Source organism: Anaerotruncus massiliensis (ex Togo et al. 2026), assembly GCF_900199635.1.
GTDB lineage: Bacteria > Bacillota > Clostridia > Oscillospirales > Ruminococcaceae > Anaerotruncus > Anaerotruncus massiliensis.
In genome coordinates, this window is sequence record NZ_LT962687.1 from 2,817,704 (window position 1) to 2,839,025 (window position 21,322).

Annotated in this window: 20 protein-coding genes, 1 tRNA gene and 1 pseudogene; 10 read left to right on the forward strand and 12 right to left on the reverse strand. The window is 53.3% G+C overall.

All coding sequences use genetic code 11. The features are described from left to right. Positions 1-57 precede the first annotated feature (57 nt). The 3 genes from C1A13_RS13490 (at position 58) to C1A13_RS13500 (ending at position 3,492) form a co-directional block, all read left to right on the forward strand. A complete protein-coding gene (locus C1A13_RS13490; protein WP_172439293.1) occupies positions 58-1,581 on the forward strand; it encodes a phosphomannomutase/phosphoglucomutase in 1,524 nt (507 codons plus the stop codon). Positions 1,582-1,707: 126 nt separating this feature from the next. Next, a complete protein-coding gene (locus C1A13_RS13495) occupies positions 1,708-3,099 on the forward strand; it encodes a glycine--tRNA ligase (RefSeq protein WP_278277676.1) in 1,392 nt (463 codons plus the stop codon). A gap of 317 nt (positions 3,100-3,416) precedes the next feature. Next, positions 3,417-3,492: transfer RNA gene (locus tag C1A13_RS13500), tRNA-Pro, on the forward strand. Between the two features lie 109 nt (positions 3,493-3,601). Here the strand turns inward: C1A13_RS13500 and C1A13_RS13505 are convergent. Then, positions 3,602-3,787: pseudogene (locus C1A13_RS13505) on the reverse strand (glutamine amidotransferase); the annotation flags it as partial. Between the two features lie 114 nt (positions 3,788-3,901). Here C1A13_RS13505 and C1A13_RS13510 point away from each other — a divergent pair. The 4 genes from C1A13_RS13510 (at position 3,902) to C1A13_RS14955 (ending at position 6,164) form a co-directional block, all read left to right on the forward strand. Beyond that, the gene (locus C1A13_RS13510) at positions 3,902-4,630 is read left to right on the forward strand and encodes an NERD domain-containing protein (RefSeq protein ID WP_172439294.1); all 729 of its coding nucleotides are present in this window, start codon (positions 3,902-3,904) and stop codon (positions 4,628-4,630) included. 18 nt (positions 4,631-4,648) lie between these two features. Then, entirely contained in the window at positions 4,649-5,113 is a 465-nt protein-coding gene (locus C1A13_RS13515; RefSeq protein WP_101552866.1) for a YaiI/YqxD family protein, read from the forward strand. 382 nt (positions 5,114-5,495) lie between these two features. Further along, positions 5,496-5,954, forward strand: a complete 459-nt coding sequence (locus C1A13_RS13520; protein WP_101552868.1) for a hypothetical protein — start codon at positions 5,496-5,498, stop codon at positions 5,952-5,954. 48 nt (positions 5,955-6,002) lie between these two features. Continuing rightward, complete coding sequence (locus tag C1A13_RS14955; RefSeq protein WP_172439295.1) at positions 6,003-6,164, forward strand: hypothetical protein; 162 nt, start codon at positions 6,003-6,005, stop codon at positions 6,162-6,164. Positions 6,165-6,219: 55 nt separating this feature from the next. Here C1A13_RS14955 and C1A13_RS13525 read toward each other — a convergent pair whose 3' ends face one another. Together C1A13_RS13525 and C1A13_RS13530 are read right to left on the reverse strand one after the other, a co-directional pair. Beyond that, on the reverse strand, positions 6,220-7,650 hold the full coding sequence (locus C1A13_RS13525) for a site-specific integrase (protein WP_101552870.1): 1,431 nt from the start codon (positions 7,648-7,650) through the stop codon (positions 6,220-6,222). Beyond that, positions 7,614-8,816 (reverse strand): tyrosine-type recombinase/integrase, encoded by a 1,203-nt coding sequence (locus tag C1A13_RS13530; RefSeq protein WP_101552872.1) that lies wholly within the window; start codon positions 8,814-8,816, stop codon positions 7,614-7,616. The genes C1A13_RS13525 and C1A13_RS13530 overlap by 37 nt, the downstream gene beginning before the upstream one ends. A 193-nt stretch (positions 8,817-9,009) precedes the next feature. Between C1A13_RS13530 and C1A13_RS13535 the strand changes: the two genes are divergently transcribed. Beyond that, positions 9,010-9,747 carry a metallophosphoesterase gene (locus C1A13_RS13535; protein WP_101552874.1) on the forward strand — a complete coding sequence of 246 codons (738 nt, stop codon included), beginning with the start codon at positions 9,010-9,012 and terminating at the stop codon, positions 9,745-9,747. Positions 9,748-9,765: 18 nt separating this feature from the next. On the opposite strand, the gene mobP3 is transcribed toward C1A13_RS13535, so the two are convergent. The 4 genes from mobP3 to C1A13_RS13555 form a co-directional block, all read right to left on the reverse strand. Then, the gene (mobP3, locus tag C1A13_RS13540; protein WP_101552876.1) at positions 9,766-11,727 is read right to left on the reverse strand and encodes a MobP3 family relaxase; all 1,962 of its coding nucleotides are present in this window, start codon (positions 11,725-11,727) and stop codon (positions 9,766-9,768) included. Continuing rightward, on the reverse strand, positions 11,727-12,128 hold the full coding sequence (locus C1A13_RS13545) for a hypothetical protein (protein ID WP_101552878.1): 402 nt from the start codon (positions 12,126-12,128) through the stop codon (positions 11,727-11,729). Before C1A13_RS13545 ends, mobP3 begins: the two co-directional genes overlap by 1 nt. Positions 12,129-12,439: 311 nt before the next feature. Further along, positions 12,440-13,033 (reverse strand): helix-turn-helix domain-containing protein, encoded by a 594-nt coding sequence (locus C1A13_RS13550; protein ID WP_101552880.1) that lies wholly within the window; start codon positions 13,031-13,033, stop codon positions 12,440-12,442. Then, the gene (locus tag C1A13_RS13555; protein ID WP_101552882.1) at positions 13,030-13,239 is read right to left on the reverse strand and encodes a helix-turn-helix domain-containing protein; all 210 of its coding nucleotides are present in this window, start codon (positions 13,237-13,239) and stop codon (positions 13,030-13,032) included. Before C1A13_RS13555 ends, C1A13_RS13550 begins: the two co-directional genes overlap by 4 nt. Positions 13,240-13,375: 136 nt before the next feature. Here C1A13_RS13555 and C1A13_RS13560 point away from each other — a divergent pair, with 136 nt between their 5' ends. Beyond that, entirely contained in the window at positions 13,376-14,422 is a 1,047-nt protein-coding gene (locus C1A13_RS13560) for a DUF6076 domain-containing protein (protein WP_101552884.1), read from the forward strand. Between the two features lie 252 nt (positions 14,423-14,674). On the opposite strand, the gene C1A13_RS13565 is transcribed toward C1A13_RS13560, so the two are convergent. From C1A13_RS13565 to C1A13_RS13585, 5 genes are all read right to left on the reverse strand, one after another. Beyond that, complete coding sequence (locus C1A13_RS13565; protein ID WP_172439296.1) at positions 14,675-15,046, reverse strand: DndE family protein; 372 nt, start codon at positions 15,044-15,046, stop codon at positions 14,675-14,677. A 2-nt stretch (positions 15,047-15,048) separates the two neighbouring features. Beyond that, positions 15,049-17,187: an AAA family ATPase gene (locus C1A13_RS13570; protein WP_101552888.1), complete on the reverse strand. Its 2,139-nt coding sequence runs from the start codon at positions 17,185-17,187 to the stop codon at positions 15,049-15,051. Next, positions 17,177-18,541 carry a DNA phosphorothioation system sulfurtransferase DndC gene (dndC, locus tag C1A13_RS13575; protein ID WP_242970880.1) on the reverse strand — a complete coding sequence of 455 codons (1,365 nt, stop codon included), beginning with the start codon at positions 18,539-18,541 and terminating at the stop codon, positions 17,177-17,179. Before dndC ends, C1A13_RS13570 begins: the two co-directional genes overlap by 11 nt. Positions 18,542-18,546: 5 nt before the next feature. Then, positions 18,547-19,614: a DNA sulfur modification protein DndB gene (gene dndB, locus C1A13_RS13580; protein WP_101552890.1), complete on the reverse strand. Its 1,068-nt coding sequence runs from the start codon at positions 19,612-19,614 to the stop codon at positions 18,547-18,549. A 104-nt stretch (positions 19,615-19,718) separates the two neighbouring features. After that, positions 19,719-20,897 carry an AIPR family protein gene (locus C1A13_RS13585; protein WP_101552892.1) on the reverse strand — a complete coding sequence of 393 codons (1,179 nt, stop codon included), beginning with the start codon at positions 20,895-20,897 and terminating at the stop codon, positions 19,719-19,721. A 144-nt stretch (positions 20,898-21,041) separates the two neighbouring features. On the opposite strand from C1A13_RS13585, the gene C1A13_RS15275 reads away from it, so the two are divergent. Continuing rightward, entirely contained in the window at positions 21,042-21,266 is a 225-nt protein-coding gene (locus C1A13_RS15275; protein WP_101552894.1) for a helix-turn-helix domain-containing protein, read from the forward strand. Positions 21,267-21,322: the final 56 nt, after the last annotated feature.

The following is a 21,322-nucleotide window of genomic DNA, read 5'->3' on the forward strand; positions in this document are numbered from 1 at the left end:
GCGCGTCCAAAGCCCGCCGCCCGCTGAAAAGAATTTATCGTGTCTGGAGGAACAGCCATGTCCATCGCCAAGGAAGCCATGCTCAAGCTGCAAAACGGCAGCGACGTGCGCGGAATCGCCACCGAAGGGGTCGAGGGTCAGCACGTCAACCTGACGGGCGAGGCCGTCAACCTGATCGCGCAGGCGTTCGCCCTGTGGCTCGCGCAGAAGAAAAACGCCGCGCCCTCCGCCCTCAAGATCGGCGTGGGGCACGACTCGCGTGTCTCCGCGCCCGCGCTGAAGGCGCAGGTGCTCGAGGGACTCGCCGCGCAGGGCGCCGCCGCCTACGACTGCGGGCTCGCGTCCACCCCGTCGATGTTCATGTCGATCGTCTTCCCCGAGACGCAGTACGACGGCGCCGTCATGATCACCGCGAGCCACCTGCCCTACAACCGCAACGGGCTCAAGTTTTTCGACGCGGACGGCGGCCTGGAGAGCCGCGACATCACCGATCTGCTGCTCACCGCCGCCTCCCTCACGCCCGCCCGGGCGGACCTCTCCAAGGTGCAGCGGACCCCGCTGCTCTCCCTCTACGCGAACAGCCTGCGGGAAAAAATCCGCCTGGGCGTCGGCGCGGAGGACTATGAGAATCCGCTCGCGGGCCTGCATGTGGTGGTCGACGCGGGCAACGGCGCGGGCGGCTTCTTCGCCGAGCAGGTGCTCGCCCCGCTGGGCGCGGATACCGCGGGCAGCCAGTTTCTCGAGCCGGACGGCACCTTTCCCAACCACATCCCCAACCCGGAAAACGCCGCGGCGATGGACGCCGTGCGCACCGCGACGGTCGAAAACCACGCCGACCTCGGCATCATCTTTGACACCGACGTCGACCGGATGTCGGCGGTGCTGTCGGACGGCTCGGAGGTCAACCGCGACGCGATCATCGCGATGATGGCGGCCATCCTCGCGCCCGACTATCCGGGCGGGACGATCGTCACCGACTCGGTCACCTCCGACCGGCTGACCGGCTTTCTGGAAAACACGCTGCACCTCAGGCACCACCGCTTCAAACGCGGCTACAAGAACGTCATCAACGAGCAGAAGCGCCTCAACGCCGAGGGGGTCTCCTGCCCGCTGGCAATCGAGACCTCGGGCCACGGCGCGCTCAGCGAGAACTACTACCTAGACGACGGCGCGTACATGGCGGTCAAGCTGCTGATCGCGGCGGCGCGCGCCAGGCGGGAGGGCAAAAGGATCGACGCGCTGATCGAAAAGCTGCCCTCCGCGTACGAGACGCGGGAATACCGCATGAACCTGCTCGGCGACGACTTCAAGGCCTACGGGCTCGACGTGCTCGCCCAGTTCGAGGCGCGCGCCAGGGCGGCCGGCTACGCGGTCGCGCCCAACTCCTACGAGGGGGTGCGCCTCTCCTTCTCCGGCCCGGAGGTGAAGGGCTGGCTGCTGCTCAGGCTGTCGCTGCACGACCCGCTCATGCCGCTCAACCTCGAGGGGGAGCGCCCCGGCGACTGCGACCGGCTCGTCGCGGTCGTGAAGGAGCTGCTCGCGGGCTACGACCGGCTCGACCTGTCCCCGCTCGATCAATAGGGCCCGGACGCGTCCCGGCGGACAATTTCGCCGCCGTTTCCCGCGGCGCGGCCCTTGATTTTGGGCGCGGATCCCGATATAATAGGGCTTTAGGGACCCATATGAGTACGAGAGGATGTCGTCACGTTGAATCACAGTGAAAAAACGATGGAGAAAATCGTCAACCTCTGCAAAAGCAGGGGCTTTGTCTATCCGGGTTCGGAGATCTACGGAGGGCTTTCCAACAGCTGGGACTACGGCCCGCTCGGCGTGGAATTCAAAAACAACGTCAAGCGCGCCTGGTGGAAAAAATTCGTCCAGGAGAGCCCCTATAACGTCGGGCTCGACTCGGCCATCCTGATGAACCCGCAGGTGTGGGTCGCGTCGGGGCATGTGGGCGGCTTTTCCGACCCGCTGATGGACTGCAAGGACTGCAAGACCCGCCACCGCGCCGACAAGCTCATCGAGGACGCCACCGGCGAGATCGCCGACGGCTGGTCCAACGAGCAGATGTACGACTACATCAAGGAGCACGGCATCACCTGCCCCGAATGCGGCAGCGCGAATTTTACCGAAATCCGTAAGTTCAACCTGATGTTCAAGACCTTCCAGGGGGTCACCGAGGACGCCAAGAGCGAAATCTACCTGCGCCCCGAGACGGCGCAGGGCATCTTCGTGAACTTCATGAATATCCAGCGCACCACCCGCAAAAAGGTGCCCTTCGGCGTCGCGCAGGTGGGCAAGAGCTTCCGCAACGAGATCACCCCCGGCAACTTCATCTTCCGCATCCGCGAGTTCGAGCAGATGGAACTGGAGTTCTTCTGCAAGCCGGACACCGACCTCGAATGGTTCCAGTACTGGCGCAGCTTCTGCGAAAACTGGCTCCTGGCCCTCGGCATGGCCAAGGACAACATGCGCCTGCGCGACCACGCGAAGGAGGAGCTCTCCTTCTACTCCAAGGCGACCACCGACATCGAGTACCTCTTCCCGTTCGGATGGGGCGAACTGTGGGGGATCGCCGACCGCACCAATTACGACCTCTCCCGCCACGCGGAGTGCTCGGGCAAGGCGCTCGACTATTTCGACCCCGAGACGAACGAGCGGTACGTCCCCTATGTGGTCGAGCCGTCGCTCGGCGCGGACCGCGTCGCGCTCGCCTTCCTCTGCGACGCCTACGACGAGGAGGTCGTCGGCACCGACGCGAAGGGCAAGGAGGACGTGCGTGTCGTCATGCGCCTGCACCCGGCGCTCGCCCCCTTCAAGGCGTGCGTGCTGCCCCTCTCCAAAAAGCTCGCCGAGGGCGCCGGAAAGATCTACGAGTCGCTCTCGAAGGAATTCATGGTCGACTACGACGACGCGGGTTCGATCGGCAAGCGGTACCGCCGCCAGGACGAGATCGGCACGCCCGTCTGCATCACCTACGATTTCGACAGCGAGACGGACGGCTGCGTGACCGTCCGCGACCGCGACACGATGGAGCAGGAGCGCATCCCCGTCTCCTCCCTCGGCGATTACCTCAAGGCGAAACTTGCGTTCTGATCCCCGCCGCCGGGCCGGCCCCAATCCGCCCGGCGCGCCGCCTTGACACCCGCCGCGCGGTATGCTATGATGACATTTGCGGCACGCGACTTTGTCGCGTGCCGCAAGCATTTTTCGGGGTGTAGCGCAGTTGGTAGCGCGCCTGCTTTGGGAGTGCCGTGCCGCTATCCGGGGCGGGAGAAAGCGAAACGCCGAAAGCCGTTGGGACACGGGCGGTTGCGGGACTAAACCGTTGCTTGAAAAGCGCCTCAAAATTGCATCTGACCACAGCTTTGACCACAGACAGCAGAATTTCCGGAAACGGAAAAATCAAATATCCGGGTGTAGCGAAGTTGGTATCGCGCCTGGTTTGGGACCAGGAGACCGCGCGTTCGAGCCGCGCCACTCGGACCAAAACCCCACTGAAATCAATGATTTCAGTGGGGTTTTGCATTAAATAGTCCGGTTTTATACGAGCGCCTGTCAGCGGCTTTGAGGGCCGTCAAATCTGGCTTTTCTTTGTTTATTGCAACGCAGAATTTGCGGTCGGCAGCGTCTGCATGAGGGCATAGAACTGCTCGGGTCTGCCGGTGCTGAAATACTGATACCACGCTTCCAGTGTGTCCTCCTGAAAGACGTTCAGATGCGCAAGGATCTGCTTTGCCCACAGCAGGCCACCGGTGGCGCTGGCGGTGATCAGGTTGCCGTCCGCCTCGGATATGGCGCTTTCAGGTTGTTCTCTGGGGCTTTCTATGATAAACTGTACACACATAAATGAGAGCACGGGTCTGCCGCTGATATTTTGCGTATGAGGGGACATATTATGAGTCTTTTTGAAATTCTAAAAGGCGAACAGCCCGGTATTATTCGGACGCTTTTGAACTATGAAAATGCAGGGCAGTTTGGTGAATTTTCAACAGAATTTGCCTTGACGAACAACAACCTTGACGGCGACTTCTCTGTATTAAAGAATATCTACGTCCCGATGAAAGGGAAAACAACGGAAATCGACTTGCTTTTGGTTCACGAGAAAGGAATCTTTGTGTTTGAAAGCAAGAATTACAGCGGCTGGATATTTGGCGATGCCGAGCAGCTTAATTGGACACAATCGTTGCAAAACGGTGAAAAACACAGGTTTTATAATCCGATTCGTCAAAACCGTACGCATATCAAAGCGCTGGCGGAATACTTAGGGATGCCTATTTCAGCGTTTACTTCCTATATTGTTTTTTCAGAGCGGTGCAGTTTGAAGAAGGTTCCTGACGACACCGCAGACGTTATCATTGTACGTCGTCCCAATATGCTGAAAAAACTGCGCGCCACGTTAAATAAATCTCTACCAATCTATTCTCATGAAGAGATTCGATCAATGACAGAAAGGCTCAGCGGATTAACAAATAAGAGTGAAGCCGAGAAGCTGCAGCATATTGAAGCCATTAACACAAAGTGTCCTTTTTGCGGCAGCGAATTAGTGTTGCGAAAGGGGAAATATGGTTCCTTCTGGGGATGCAGCACATACCCAAAGTGCAAATTTACCCGCCAAGTGAAGTAGGGAGGATGGTACTGAAGCTTGCGTATTTTGATCGACGCGGACGGCTATCCCGTTGTAGACGAGACTCTAAACATTGCAAAGCAATTTGCCCTGGAGTGCCTGATCCTCTGCGACACCTCACACTGCTTTGAGCGGAAGGGCGCGCAGACGCTGATGTTCTCCAAGGGGGCTGACAGCGTGGACTTTGCCTTGGTGAACCTGCTACGCCCCGGCGACGTGGTGGTGACCCAGGACTATGGCCTGGCCGCCATGTGCCTGGCCCGTAGTGCCCTGGCGCTGAATCAGGACGGCATGGAGTACACGGCGGACAACATCGACGCCCTCCTGCTGGTGCGGCACACCGCCAGGAAGATCCGCAGTGCCGGAGGCAGGCTGAGAGGCCCCGTCAAGCGCACAGCGGCGCAGGACAGGGTCTTTTCAGAGGCGCTCACGGAATTGGTGCAAAGTCGGCAAAGACAAGGGTTTTGGGGTGAAAAAATATAGATTTTGTATTTGATACTACTGTCAAATTTGAGTGGTTTCGAAGCCATCTGTTCTTTATTTACAGCAACGCAGATTTTTACCTGAAAAGACTACTTGACTTTTCGCCCCGCCAGAGCTTACATACACTTGCGGGGTTTCCCCGACAATAAAAAACGTCATGGCAGGCTGATGTGTTCGCACCACACCAGCCCTGCGCTAAGGTGAATCAGCCACCCTGCACAACCGTAAAACGGCGCCACGACAAGGCCAGTATACCGCTTTTGTCGCGGCGGCACAAGTATCAAACTTTGCGCGTGCATGGGTTCCGGGGCGTGAGGCCCCCGCCTTTGCATGCGCTTTTGACGATACGGGAAATTCCCGACTCTTTCTGAAAGGTCGGGATATGATGAACATTTTTGAGACACACGAGGGGTTCTCCGGGCGCTTCGACCCGGACTCCACGGGCGGGACGCTCCTGTCCCTGCTCACGCTGGCGGGGGACATCCGCTTGAAACTGGGCAGGCAGGGCTACTTACTGGACAGCTACCTCTCCCTTTTCCTGGAGGGGGCGAACGCGATGCTGGCGTATGAGGCGGGGAGCGACGGCTTTGAGCGGGGCGGCGAATTGCGGAGCCTGTGCTTCGATGTGCTTGACCGGGACGGCACGGAGAGGGACCACCCCTTCTATGAAACGGCGCTGAACGCCCAGATCGGCCGGGTGGACATCATGCGCTGTCAGGAGCGCCAGACGCGGATGAACCTGCTGTACGCCTCCCTTGCCGACGAGTTTCTCCCCTTTGCGGTGAAGCACTTTCTGCGGGAGGCGGAGAGCAGGATCGGTAATAACTGCGACATCCCTTAGCTGACAGATCTATACCGGCGTATCTCAGATGCAGCCGGGGAGCCGCTGATGGAGATGCTCAACCTGCGGTTGAAACAGCGGTTTCTCACGGCTCCGCTGGTTACTGTCTTCGTGCAGGGAGCCACGAACGACTTGCTCTACTGCCTGCTCCACCGGGACAGCGAGACCAACAAGCAAATATTCCAGTTCTTAATGGAGAGGCAATCGTAAGTTTTGAGACAAGTGCGCGGCGATGATGTGGAAATATCATTGCCGCGCATTTGTCTTATTTTCTTTCTGTCGCCTTTTTCTTCGCCTCGGAGATTTCCGCCTTCATCTGCACGATCAGCGCTTTTAACTTCTCCTCACACTCCGCCCTCGTCTTAGCATAGACATTCCGGGCATGCTTCTTGCCGTCGGGCCACATGGGAGAGTACCTGCCCTCGTACAGGTGGTCGTTGATCTCGCTGACACAGCCCGTACCGGGCTTGCGCTTATGCCCTAAGTACGGCTTGAAGTCGGTCATCCTCGCCGGTTCCGTCTGGACTGAGGGTAACTCTTCCTCTGGTGCCTCCGCCTTGCCGATACCCCGGTCGATGTTGACGGCGGCGGTGTGCCGCATATCGTCCGTGATATGGGTGTAGATGTCCAGCGTGGTTGCCGCCGACACATGCCCCAGCATGGCCGAGAGAGTCTTCACGTCCATGCCGTTTTGCAGGGACAGTGTGGCGAACGTGTGGCGCAGATCGTGAAAGCGGACGTGCTTACACCCGGCGTGTTCCAGTATGAGCTGGAGCCTCCTGCGTACCGCGCAGGGTGTCATAGGGCAGTCCTCCTTCACTGGGGACGGAAACATCCAGCGGGAGTCCACCGTTTCACGGTACTCCTTCAGCACCGCCACCACCGCAGGCGGCAGAGTCAGCTTGCGGATGGAGGTCTTGGTTTTCGGCGTGCTGAGCTGGAGTTCACCATTCACATCGTAGATCTGTTTGTTCACGTTCAGCACGCCGGTCTTGAAGTCCAGATCGTCCCATTGGAGTGCCATCAGCTCCCCACGGCGCAGGCCGGTGGCCAGGTCCAGGAGGAACAGCTCATAGTAGCCCTCCGTCTTGGCCTGGATGAGAAACCTTTGGAGTTCCTCCCGGTCCAGCACCTGCATCTCCCGCGCCTTCTTGGGCGGCAGTTTACAGCCGATGGCGGGGTTTGTGCGGATCAGCCCCTCCTGCACCGCCTTTTCCAGCGCGGTACGGCAGGTGGCGTGGCACATTCTGACCATCCGGTCGGACAGTCCCTCGCCATGCAGGTCGGTGAAGCGTTTCCGCCCCGTCTTCTTGAGGCGCGCGTAGAACTGCTGGAGGTCGTTCTGCGTCAGCTTGTTCAGTGGGATATCTCCCAGCGCCGGTATGATGTGCAGGCGGATGCGGCCCTCATAGCCCGCCTGGGTGGTGGGACGGAGCTTGGGCTTGGAATGGTTTTCATACCAGTATTCCAGCCAGTCCCCGAAGGGCATCTCGGGCCGCAATTTTCCTAATTTTACCCCGCCGCAGGATTCCTTGAGTGCCTGGAGTTTTTCCAGGCACTCATTTTTTGTCTTGGCGAGGACGTTTTTGGTTTTCGGGTAGCCGTTGTCATCGTAGTCAATGACGATGCGCCCCTCCCAGCGTCCGTCCTTGCGTAGTCTTACGGTTCCATCTCCGCTTTTTCGTTTTCTTGCCACGGTTTCAGCTCCTTTCCGAAGAGGTCTTCCATGAAGCCGCCCACGATGCCGCTGGCGGTCTTCTGCATATCCGGGGTCACATGGGTGTAGGTGTCCAGCGTGAAGCTGGCGTTAGTGTGGCCCAGGATGCCCGACAGGGTCTTGGCGTCCACGCCGCTGGCAAGAGCGTGGGTGGCAAAGGTGTGGCGCAGATCGTGGAATCGGATGTCAGGCAGGCCCGCCTGTTTCAGCAGAGTCTTCAAACGACCGTAGGCCGAGTTGGGCGACACGGGCAGCTCGGGTTTAATGGGGTTAGGAAAAATCCACTGACTGATGGACTTTTCCTTGCGCCGCCGCAAAAGCTCCGCCGTGCTCTGGGGCAGAACGATGGTGCGCATGCCCATTCCCGTCTTGGTGTCGCCCAGGGAAAACACACCCAGCTTCTTGCTGTGGAGGGTGCGGCTCACCTTCAGCGTGCCGTCCTTTTCATCGAAGTCCCGCCACATCAAGCCGCAGATTTCGCCCCGCCGCAGGCCGGTGGTCAGGTCGGTGTAGAAGAAGTCGTGCCAGATCTCGTCCCCCTCGATGATGGCGAGGAAGGCATCCAGCTCCCGATCGTTCAGCACCCGCTTGGCGCTGCCGCTCTGCTTGGGGATGGTGGCTCCCTCGGTTGGGTTCTTGGCGATAATATGCGCCTGCACCGCGTCCTTCATCGCCAGATGGAGCACGCAGTGGACGCCGCGAACCGTGGAGTCGGCAAGCTGGGTGCCCTTTTCGGGGTGCTCGTTGACGCGCCCTTCTTTTTTGAGCCGCCGGTACATTCGCTGAACGTCCTGCGTGGTGATGAGGGAGACCTGCTTACCGCCCAGCTGGGGCTTGATGTACTGCTCGATCAGAGTCCGGTAACCGCGCAGGGTGCCGGGGCGAACGGTGTCCGCCTTGTATTCCGCCATCCAGCGGTCCAGCCATTCTCCCAGGGTCATGCGGCTGTCCTCGGTCAGGTCCACGTCGTGATAGTCCTCAATATTTCGGTGGAGCTTATCCAGCAGCTCCTTCTGCGTTTTGGCGTAGACATGGCGGAAGATGGAGTCGCCGTTTTGCTTGTGGCCGATGACGATGCGGCCCTCCCAGCGGCCGTCCTCCCGCTTGCGCACCATGCCGTCGCCGGACGGTCTTCGTTTTGCCATTGTTTTCACCTCGTTTCGGGATTTGCAACACAACACATACCACAATCCGCCTCGGAAAGCTATCAAATTCGTGACTAAATTTTTACTGCTTCCAACTATCGTTCGGGTAATACCGCCCGACGATCATTCCTTGCAATATCAGTGTTTTCAAGCTATACTTGACGCATCGGCTAACACAAGGAGGCATGCTCAAATGGAGCAGGCACAGAACACCGTATACCTGACCGGCGACACCCATGGGCGCTTTGACCGTGTGATAGACTTCTGCTTATCCAAAGGAGTCACCCACGAGAACACGTTCATCATCCTCGGTGATGCCGGGTTGAACTATTTCGGCGACGGACGGGACACGCTAAACAAGGATGCTCTCTCCAAATTGCCGGTCACCTTCTTCTGCCTTCACGGAAACCATGAGATGCGCCCCGGTCCTGAGCTCGGTTATGAGTTACGCATCTACCATGGCGGACAGATCTGGGTTCAGCCCGATTATCCCAATATCATGTTTGCCATTGATGGTGAAGTCTATGATTTCTGCGGCCATGCCTGTCTTGTTATCGGCGGCGCGTACAGCGTAGACAAGTATTACAGGCTCACCAGGGGCTGGAACTGGTGGGCGGATGAGCAGCCGTCGCCGGAGGTCAAGGCCAAGGTGGAGCGGGTCCTGTCCGAGCGCGATTGGCAAGTCGATATTGTTCTCTCTCATACCTGCCCGTTGCGCTATGAACCGATTGAGGCATTCCTCCCCTCGATTGATCAGTCCACGGTGGATAAATCCACCGAGCAATGGCTCGGCGAGATTGAGCGCCGTCTGCACTATGAGCGGTGGTACTGCGGGCACTACCACATTGAAAAGGAAATTGATAAGCTCCGCTTTTTGTTTAACGACTATGCGATGATTCCTCGCACATTGTCTGCCCGCGCCTCCCGCTGACGGGAGGCGCGTTTCCTTTTACATGGACATGGTGGGGCCTGTATATTCCTCATGATCGTCTGCCCTGTGGCCCATGGCAATTTTCTTTTCCCGCTCCCGCTGTCGGAGCTTGCGGTCGACGTAGCGGATACCACCCGGACTGGACTTCGGCAGGGAGTTGTCCTGAAAGATACTGCCGATCTGGCGCAGCAGATGGGTGGCCGCCAGCAGCACGGAGGGCGGGCGGAACTGGTCCAGCCGGTCGAGGAAGAACTGTGCGTATTCGTTGCCCTGGGCGGCGGATTGTTTCAGCCATTGCTCCGCCAGCGCCTTATCCTGCGGCACCTCACGCCCCAACAGGTAGAGCTTGCCCAGCGTGTACTGGGCGAACTGGTTGCCCCTCTGTGCCGCGTCGTTCAAATATTCCAGCGCCTTTGGCACATCTCTCGGGACGATTTTCCCCCGCAAATACTCCTTGCCCAGCCGGTACCCGGCGTAGGAACGGCCGTTTTGCTGTGCCAGCTCCAGCCAGCACAGCCCCGTCGGGATATTCCGCACCAGCGGATCATCGGTGAGCAGCAGCTTGCCCAGGGCGTATCGGGCGACGTTTAATCCCTGCTCCGCCGACCGTTGAAACCAGTCCTGCGCCTTTTCCGCATCGGGAATCACCACCGTGCCGTCCCGGTAGAGTTTACCCAGGAGGTGCTGGGCATAGGGGTTGCCCGCCTGGGCGGCGCGCGCCATCTGCTCCGCGGCGTAGTCCCGTTCGTCCAAGGGCAGGTCGGCGTCGTAGATCTTGTCCCGATACTGACAGTAGAACTCTACGTTGTAGCGGGTGCTCTCCAGCTCGTCCGCTGCCGATAAGTTTTCATCCTCAAAGGTGATTTCTCCGGCGCGGATGCGCTCAGCCTCCTGAATCACCGCGTTCTTGATGGCGCGGAATTCCTTCTGCTGGGATAATTTTAGCCGCTTGCGCTCGTCGCCGCCGTAGTAGCTGTCCACCTGTCCCTGGAGCGTCAGCCACTTTTCGTAGCACTGTGCCACCGCAGGAATGCGCTCCATCTGGTCAACAATTTGGTCGGTGAGAGCTTTCAAGGGCTTCGGCAGGTAGCCGTAGCTTTTCTTGCCCCGCACCGTTTCCAACCCCTGAGCCAGCTGAAGTATCAGCGTTTCCACCTCTGGGTGGTCGCAGAGACCTGTCTGCATGGTGCACACCAACTCCAGTATTTCCCGCCGCGCCTCCCGCACCAACTCGTCCCGGCTGGCGGACTTTTGCTCGTAGACATGGAGCAGCTCCTGCTTGAAGATGTCGTTCATGAGCACGGATTTGATTTGCTGGATGCCCTCACGGGAGAGATATGCCTGCCCCGGTTTTGCCGACCACGCCATCATGTGGATGTGAGGGTGCTCGCCCTCGTCGTGGAATGCGGCGTACCAGTGGAAGTCCTTCGGCGGAATTTTCATCGCCGCCGCGATGTCGTTGCGGTGGGCGCGGATGAGGTTGCGCCACGCCTGGGCGCTGTCATAGCCCAGACGGGCGGCATCCTCCCGGTGCAGGGAAATGATGTGCGTCCAAACGTTACCGGTATAGGAGTTGAGCTCCGCCATTGCTTCCTTTAGGTTGATGCCGTCCTCGTCCCCGAACAGGCCGTGGGCGCCGAGCCGCTCAGCGCGGGGACGGGTGGCGATGTAATTCACATAGCCGTCCATCTGACTGACCGCCTGCCAGTTCTCCTCCAGCGCCATGGTGATGAGCGCGGAGGCGGTAACCTTGGTCTTGCGCTCCTCATAGCCGCCGTACTCCTCCAGCTGTTTCACGCCGGGAAAATCTTTCATGAGCTTTGCGATGAGCTGCTCCTGCTTTCGTGTGGGAGGGCGGTCATCCGTAAGCTTCTGCACATGCTCGCGGGTGCCGATGTAGTGCAGGTAGCCCCCGGCGCCGGCAGCATTCCCGCCGCCGGTGCACTTGATGTAGGGACTTTTGACGATCAGCTTTGCCATTACATCTCACCCGAATCCCTTGCCCGCTGCTCCAGTGAGAGGAGTCCATTGGTCTGTTTTACATTTTTGACACTCTCCGCCCTGCGCTGGCGAAGGCTCTCCTCGCTGAACTCATAGGCATCCGAGAGGATGCCCGCATTCATATCCAGCGCCACTGTCATCTTGAATAGCAGGCTTGACAGGCGATCCTCGAACAGTCCCAGCCGACCGTTAATGGCGGAGGTGACCTCCTTTGGCAACAGGGAGCTGCCACCGCTCATCTCCAGATAGTCCGTATAAAATTGAATCGCGTTTTCGATATACTCCCGCCGGCTTCGGCTGCCGTCCATGGTATAGCAGCGGTCCAGCCGCTCCCGCAGCTCCGGATCCAACCGGACCGCCAATTTTTCTCTTTCGCTCATTTTCCCTCCGTTTCTCCGTAAGACCCCTGCGGAAATGCTGTCCACACGGGGGTTCTCTGAATTTCAGACCCCTTGCGGCGTGTATTTTCCGTTTCAAGACCCCCGCCCGAAGCCCCCGAAACTGCCCTTACATCTCCGGCCTAAGAGCCGCCAGCGCTGCTGGCGGCTGGCCTCCGAAACGCCCCGCTGCGGCGGGGTGTGCGTGGCAGTTGTGACCGGGTGGGTGCGTTTGCGACGCCTGCCCTTTATCCTGCTTGACGTCGTCGCAAGCTCCATATCGCTCATTTCCGCCCTAATGGACGAAAAATCGCTCACTCCGCTGCTCCTCCTTTTCCCACCGAACCCGCTTCGCTGGGCTTCGGTGGGAGCCCTATTGCCGCCCCCCGCAAATCCTTTGAAAGCGGCTCAGTTTCGGCCTCAACGCCCCGGGCGGGGTCATTCCCTTCGGCCTGCTCCAAAGCCCCACACAGCGGCTCACAGGGGCCGACAGGGGCGGGCTTTGCCTGCTTGTCCGCAGCACGTCGGCGCTGTGCGGCCAACTCTACCCGCGCCATCTGCCGCTCGTAGAATAAATCCAGCGCTTCCTGAATGGGGCAGATGGTGTAGAGCAGGCTGCCGTTGCGTTTACGTCCATCCTTGGTGCGGATGCTGGTGGGCTCCGTCATGATAAGTTTCTTCTCCTCCAGCGCCATCACATATTTCCGCACTGTGTTCTGGCTCATGCCCACAGCCCTGCCGATGGTCCTGTAGCTGGGCCAGCACTGAAAGGTTTTTCGGTTCTCCAGATAGAGAAGATAGGAGTAGACCGAGATCTCACCGGCACACAGCCCCAGCATAAAAATCTCGTTGGGCAGAGGAAAGTAGTTTCTGATTGCGTTGCGCTTCGGGTACTGCCTGTACTTCAAGTTACACCTCCTGTGTTCTGCTCTACCCATGCGATGAACTTTTCTTTGGGAACGACAATGCGGTTTCCGATTTTCAGAATCGGAAAATCCTTTTCGTGCATCAGCTCGTATCCCGTTGACGGCGACACCCCCAGCACTTCTGCCACCATGCTGGCGTTCAGGAACAGCGGCAGCTCGTCGTAGCTTTTGTAGACGGATTCTTTCACGGCGTTACCTCCTTGCGATTGATTTTCTTTTTTCCATCTGCTACACTGAGACTAACATACCGAGATACGGCTTTCAACAGATCTGGCGTTGAATGGGCAAACGCCGAATTTCAATCGGGTACAGGGGTGACGGGCTGTGGGAAACTATTTTGATAGCTTTTCAGTGCTCTTTGGCAAACAGGAACTCTTCCTGAACGGCAGGTCATATCCGTTGGGGCAATTCGCCACCGACTTTTTGAATCTGGACGAGCGCGAGTTGAGTGAGATTGAGCAGCGCATTGGCGCTTTCCTGTCTACGGTTCTGCCTTTTATGCAGGAAAAAACAGACAGCGCCGCAGCCTCCTCTCAGGAGAAGCTGAACACTGTCTGGGATCTGATTTTTCAGTTGCCGTTCTATCGGGAGCTTTCTATGGATTTGGAATTTGCCTATCAGCTTTTGACTATCATGATCGGCGACCATGAGGCTTGGGCCGAAGTACTGGATGTAAATTCTGAGGGGCATGCTGCATTTGAGAAATTTCTGAATGGTCTGGAGTATTTCCCGGAGAGCCTCCGCAATTTTCGGGGACAGGTAAAGGGAATGCTGGAGTTTTACTTTGAGCCGATCAAGCGCAGGGGGGCCGACGCTTACGCCGCAGCCTACGCACAATATTTTTCAGACATGAGAGTGGCGGGAGCCATGCTGTTTGACGCGAATGACTTTGAACAGAGCTTTCCCGTTCAGGTAAAGTTCGTCCCGATGAAACACCCAACCGAGGACGGCAAGGTCATCTTGGCGGAGCAGGCGGAGTTTACCTATCTGTCTCACTTCCTCTACACGGATTTCTATCGTGGCCTGAGGGTGGGCAACGCTCCCCGCCGCTGCCACAACTGCGGGCGGTATTTTCTGCTGACCGAGGGCTATAACACCTGCTACTGCAACAACATCGCGCCGGGCGAAACCGAACGCACCTGCCGCAAGGTGGGGGCCCATCGGAAAGAGGCAAGGGAGCGTGCCTTTGCCACTCCTGCCCAGAAGGAGTACGCGAAGGCCTATAACCGCTTAAAGATGCGGAAACAGAGAAGAAAAATCAGTGCGGATGAGTGGAACGCCGCCGTGGCCAAGGCCCAGGAACTAAAGGCGCAGAACGAGCGCGGGGAACTGAGCGATGAGGATCTGCGCAGGCAGTTGAAAGCGCTGTGAGCACAAAAACACGGCGGACTGAGCTTTAACATTCAGTCCGCCGTGTTTCTTTGTTTTATGTAACGCAGGATTTTATGCTGCTATTTCAATTTGTCCGTGCCTTGGTCAAATACTTTTGTGCGTGCAGTGTATGGTTATTACATCTCGTCTCAGATTCGAACTACTCCGAATTTCCGAATATTTCGATTTTCAATTTGTCTATTGCTAAAAACCTAAGATCTCGATTGTTTCTCATCAAAATCCTGAAGGTAATTATAACCCTTTGTCCACTTCCGTCAAATGCACAAGTAAATCTCTTGAATACTTTTTCTCTCGTTCCAATAGACTGGCGCCGCGTTCCAAGTGACCTTTCACATAAGTGGGAAAGTATTCTTTGTCCGGAATATGTCGGCCTTCTTGTAATTCAATCAGGCATTTATAGAGGCTGTCTGCGTCTCCAGTGATTGTTGAGCGATTCAGTTCTTTTCCCAGACTATCGGAATATAACTCGACCTCCATCAAAGGTCCCTGGCGTATGGATAAAGATAACGCAAGTCTCATGAGGGTAGGCCACGGAAGTTTTTCGCTTGCCTCAATTTGATTAAAGATTTCTTCCGTTTTCCGGGATGTTTTTAGTTTAAACACCATTATTTCACCTCGAAATAGCTTCCCTCGGAAATCCGAGTACGCTTGTCCTCTCCGTATTCGAGCATATACACTTTTGCGATCTGCTGGTCAAGCGAGACCATGTGTTCGTGTCGAATCTCTTCATTTGTAGATAGCACAAAGAGCTGTCCCTGAAGTTCTTTGAAGAACTTTTCGGTAATGTTGGCGCGATGCTCAGTGTCGATGCGCGCAAACGGAGTATCAATGATAAATGGCAACTTGTTGTGACTTTGATTCATAATTGCCCAATACAATGACATTACGAGGACCTGCTTTTCACCATTGGAGAAACGAGTATAGTCAAGCTCTATAGGAAGGATCATCGTCTCTTCATCACAATCAGCCAAGGCAAAGCCGAGAGATTCTTCCGTTGTATTCAGCTGAGTCATCAGTGATTGGAATCCAGCCTGCTTCAGACTCACTTTCAGAGTGGCGGCACCATGCCTTTTGGCTGTAAGCTTAAGCGCAGAGACCTCAACTGCCTGATTGCGGACAAGGTGCAGAGAGAAGTCTTTGTCAAGGTAGATCTGATCGACAAAATCATCTTTTCGAATAAGTTCTCTAAACTTTCGGTTAAGATCGTGCTCAACATCTGCAATCAATTTTTTGTATTGCTGTTCCTGAAGTTCTTCTACCAGCAGAAGCATACGATCGGAAAGTGCTGACACAGATTGTTTTTTCAGTTCAGTTTCCAATGCTTTTCGACTGTGATTCAGTGCCTTTTTCAATTCTTCTGTTCGATCTTGAAGTTCTTGTAGAGCGGTCTCTTTGCCCGTCAGCTCGGATTTGAGTCGCTCAATCTGATTGGTTAAGTCGGAAACACATTTGACATGGCTCTCAAAATTTTGGATGGAACTCTTTTGCAATTGTGTTCTGATCTCGGTGCTTCGCTGGATTGAGTCCTCGATTCTCCGCCTGTCTTTGCTAAAGGTAGCGGTCTTGTATTCCTCCACAGCCGCAATTTTGTTAAGAATTGAGAACCCGTCATCCTCTGACAGCATAAAAATTGGGGTTTTGTTCTCCAAGTCTTGATTTTCAAAGAAAGACTGTATTGCATTTACGAGGAGCGTCGTATCTTCAGCGGGGCTATGGCTACTTGTTTTCTTCATTATGTTGGAGATGCATCGCTTGAACTGTGATGTATTCAGAGAACTCTGTAGAATTCTATAGGCCTGAAGATCCTTCTCAGCCGAAATTTGTTCTTTAACATTTGCCAGCAAGTCCTTCACAATTATAAATGGTAGGATCTCTGCCGCTGCACTCTTCAACTTCCAATTAATCCGCTCGCGCCGGTCTTCTTCGTCTTTTAGGGCGTTCTGCAAATCTTTCCAAACTTCGAGTGTAACGCCTCCGTTGGCGGCATATGCTTTGTTTTCGTGATTCAGATCAGCCTCAAGACGCTCAACATCTGTACGCAGTTCGACAATCTCACCGATTAATTGCGCCTCTTCTTGAGAGTACTTTGCCAATGACTCTCTCTGGTCTGCATAATTTTGAGCAATGGATTCATTGCCGGATTCGACTCCGTTTAAAAGTCGTCGAATATTGTTGTATAGCAATTCATATGTATCATTACCGCTTAGGATAAGTAACGCGTCTTTAATGTTATTGTGCTGCTCATCCAAAAAATAGTCAGCAATTTCTTCACCATCGAAGAAATACAGTTTGTGTAATTCTGGCGGAATGAGGTGCAAGAGGTAATTCTGGAAATTCATTGCGGCTTCTTCGTCCAGCAATACACCATTCTGCCTTACCGAAAAAATTTCAGTAATTATGCTGTTGCTCCAAGTCCAAAACCGAGTTACCTCATAATGATCAGTATCAATCCGACTTTCAGAAAAACGAATCTTCACATATGCAGATTTGGTCTCGTCCAACCGAGCTTGATTGTTGATTAAGTCATAGATTTCCTTTAGATATCGTTTCCCTGAAGTTTTAAAGCCGAAAGATGCATGCCCGTACAAACAAATCTGTATGGCTGTAAAAAGGGTAGTTTTTCCCGCACCATTTTTTCCACCAATGATGATAATTCGTTTGGATTGATCATCGGTCATGACATCAAAGGAATTTAAATCTTCGTATGATCCAAAGTTATTTAATTCGATTCGTTCAATCTTCATTTTCGAGTCCTTCTTGGATATTGCTGTAGTGCAACCAACCCTGGTTCATAATTTTTTCAACCTCGCGAGCACTTATAGCAGATCGGGTATAGAATTTTGTGTTGTCAACAGCAATCAAAAGTTTAGAAACCAGTTCGAAGGGAACCTCATATTTCTGACACAACGCATCAATCCGCTGAACGGTATCATTATTGTATTTTGCGTGTTTAAATTGATCCCAAGGAAGTCGTTTATTTCGCACTTCATAATAGATATCTACGAGAGCCCGTCTGGAAAGATCTCCTTCGTCTTCCCACATTTTATCGATCATTTTCAATTCTTCAATTGTAATGAGCTCGAATCCTGTTTCATCTTCCAATTGCAAAAGACGCTTTAGGATTTCTTTTCGCGTATCCAGTTTGAATGGTCCCCGACCAAAGTCGCCATCGGAATTGAAGTAGACAGCTCCATTTCTACGGCGCCAATCTCGCGCCTCGGGTGTGGCTCTCAACTCTACCAACCAGTTTCTAAATCTTCGGAGTGGAATCAGATTCTCTGCACCGTGATCAATGAAATTTTGCAGCGACTTGTCCTCTTTGACCATAGTGCAGCACCAGCACCCAAAACGAGAATTACCAGTAATCGGGATCTTGTCCTTATCCACTTCACCGACTACGCTTTGCTCTTCGCCCAGCGTTTCGCCTTGATAAAGACTGAACAAATACTTGTTATCAGTTCCCCATGCGCTACGAGCATCGTCTTTGAGAAGATACTCCCACACAATGGAGTTTTCAATTTCTGTCAGGGGGTTATATACATAGGCCTTGGGAATTGAGGTATGGGGAGATAATATCTTCCCTTCAATCTCATGGGAAGATATGCTTTTTGAACGAGCAGCGCTTTCTGCCTTTCGAACACCTAAAAGGATTACAATCTCGCCATCTTTTTTGATGGTATCGTAAGTGAACTTATTTGAAGGGTTAATCTTCAGCCGTTCGGTACACCATCTGAAACCAGGCGCTTCTGGGGTCGGATATCCCAGACCGATTACCAAACTCCAGAAAGTTTGTCGAATCTCTGGATGCAGCATATGTGCTTCAACATTGAGATGCTCACTTTCGCTGGCGGTATTGATCGCCGCATTCATACGATACATGTAGTCCTTTACAATGGGGTTCTCTACCATAGTATCTGATGTGACAACATATATCTTTTTCGTTCTTTCTTCTGGTTTCAAAGTGTGGAGCATTTCAAAAACGAGCTGACAGAGTAGGGTAGAGTCTTTTCCACCACTAAATCCAAGCATCCACGGGCGCTGATCGTGCTGGTAGACAAGTCGCATCTCCGCAATAATATCGTTAAATACTGTAAACATAGGACTCATTTTCCTTTAGTAAATTTTTCTTCGTATACTAAGTCTTCGGGATCCAAAGGAATTTCTAAAGTTTCCTTCAGCACATTGCAGGCCAGCCGTGCTGCATCGTTACTGTTGATGATCTTGCCGTTGGTACGGATAACCCTGCCTTTCCAACATTCAGCACTTCTAAGCCAATCAACTTTTTCTAACCCAGCGATACTTTTCTCAAGCTCTTTGTCATTGTTCGTTAGAAAATGATTGCCTAAAACACCAAGTGCTTGAATAATAATGGCTTGTGTGATGATGTATTTCTCGCGTAAATCCACTTTGCTGAGTTCCTTATTGGTCAATTCGTTCCACGGAAGAATGTGCTTTACCACAGCGGACCAATACTGTTTCAAAAAAGCCTCTGCAGCATCATTATATTCGGCACGCTTTAAGATTTTTTTGTTAGCCTTGTAGAATGTGTTCAGCGTAAAAAAGTTCGATGAAAACTTTCCAAGAATGTCTTTTTCTTTGTCTGTATACTGGTCAAAAAACTCAATTTCACTGATAACCCGTCTTGTCACCACAGCCAAAACGTCACGAGAGTCATAAAGTTCGGCAATAGAGTTAGATGTTTTTACAGCATGCTTATTGAGGTCGGTAAACATCTGCTGCCCATGTTGCAGTCCCTTATCTTCGTAGAAAACGACGGAAATGGTTTCCGTATTGAGCGTCTCGTCTTCGGTGATAGCCTCGATAATTGAAGCTTTTCTATGTTGACCGTCGACAATCATGAACCGTGCGTCCATGGAAACTTCTAAAATTCCAAGATCTGCAGAGGCAATAGATGGGGCGAAGTTGTACTCACCATCAATTGCCGCAGCCAAGGCGGAGAAAACATATGAATCACGGTTATCCAAAATATAGTCTTTTATTACAGGAATGCGGGTAGTATTCAGCCGCCGCTGGGCTCGATACTCAGGCGGAATATACTCATCATCATTTCCGAAAATTTTGTTCAAGATTCTAAGGGGAATCATCGCGATATAGTATTCCTTGCCGGCCTGCAATCCCTTTACTGCAGGAAATCTGTAACAGAAGTCCATATGGACACCCCCCGGAACTACTTAAGTATACTTTTATTATATACTTAAGTAGTGAAAAAGTCAAGAAAAAACCACCCAGTCAATGACTGGGTGGTCGAAAGTGTTTAGTTGCCCATTGCGGTAAGCATCACACGCATATACAGTGTCTGCCAGTTGACTGAGTCTTTGCCAACCTTCACAGGATCATTGCCGGAGTTACGGCTTCTTTCTACTGTAATAGATACCAGTTCAGGTCCGATTTTTTCTAACACTTCATAGGGGTTGCACTTCCAGCTGTACACACCATTTTTTTCTTCGAGAAGTGCCCGAAGCGAACCAAGAATGGGGTAAATAAATCCATTAGGCGAACCATGGGACAAAGTCTTTTCATAGAACTTAGAAACAGGTGCCTTGCGGTTCTCCTTCGGAGTAGTAACTCCAGAAATCGCTCCATACTTACCATTGGGATTCTTAACACGATAGTATTCAGGAATTTGGGACTCCACATAGTCGTAGAGCTTAAAAATATCAACCATAATCGGCTTCATTTTGACATGGGGATTTTCGGGGTTATCACCATACTGTTCATAGAGATGAATGTAGTTATCAATGCAGCGCTTCTTACTACTGAAGGACACAACAGGACAGCTATCCATTCCGGGATAAGTATCCAAATTAAACATATTCAGGATTGCGAGGATATCACCGACGTCAATATTTCCATCGTCATTCTCCATGAAATACACTCTGTCCTTGAAAGGTTCGGTCGAAACAGCCTGTTTGATGATGTCAAAGTAGTCTCTCAAGTTTGCAATGGACTTGTCCTGAACCTGGGTAGATGTGTTTCTGGCGGCAGCAAGATCCTCAAAAATGCCTTCGACGCCCGTCAAGATCTCAAGTTTTACAAACTGCTGACCGCGTTCCAGATCATCACGATTTTCAAGGATAACCATCAAGGTGTGGCCGCCATCAACATTGCCGTGATATTCCTTGTCCGTAAACACTAACTTCATGGTGCTGTCATAATTGTTGAATGTTACATCATTGGCAGAAAGGAGAATACCGCGGTTCAGGAGATGAAAATCCTTGCCTTCAACAAGAGATGCTCTGATTTTTTTCGCTACGCCACTGTTGGTATTCTGTTTTCGGGGGTTTGTTTCCATCCAGTCGATCAGATCTTCGGGCAAATCCTTGACATCACAAATAGCGGTATACATCTGCGATACACTGCTCGGCCCTTCTTTGTAGGGGTTAGGAATCTTGCGGAAGGATTCTACGGGGATATTGAATGTTCTCTTTGTCATTGTAATTACTCCTTTACTCAGAAAGTTTATTAGATACGTGGTACAACCACCATCTGAGTCTATTCTACAAAAAATCTCAGAAATTTCAACGCTATATATAGCGTTTTTTTGCATTTGTAGTATAATATTTTTGAGGTGAGTGCCGTGTATGCTTACAATGTAAATGTAGCCTTGGGTAATGTCCTGCGAAAATATCGCGAAGGACGTGGTTTTACTCAAGATGAATTCGCTGCATATTGTGGCCTCAGCCGTGCGTACTACGGGCGAGTCGAACGCGGCGAACACAGCCTCACTATAGAAAAATGCCAAAAGATTGCTACTACTCTGAATGTCAGATTGACAGATCTATTTGGGGAACTGCAGGAGTAATGAAATCATTATCTGTTCATTCCTTGTTTATTGCGGCGCAGGATTTGAACTGCGCT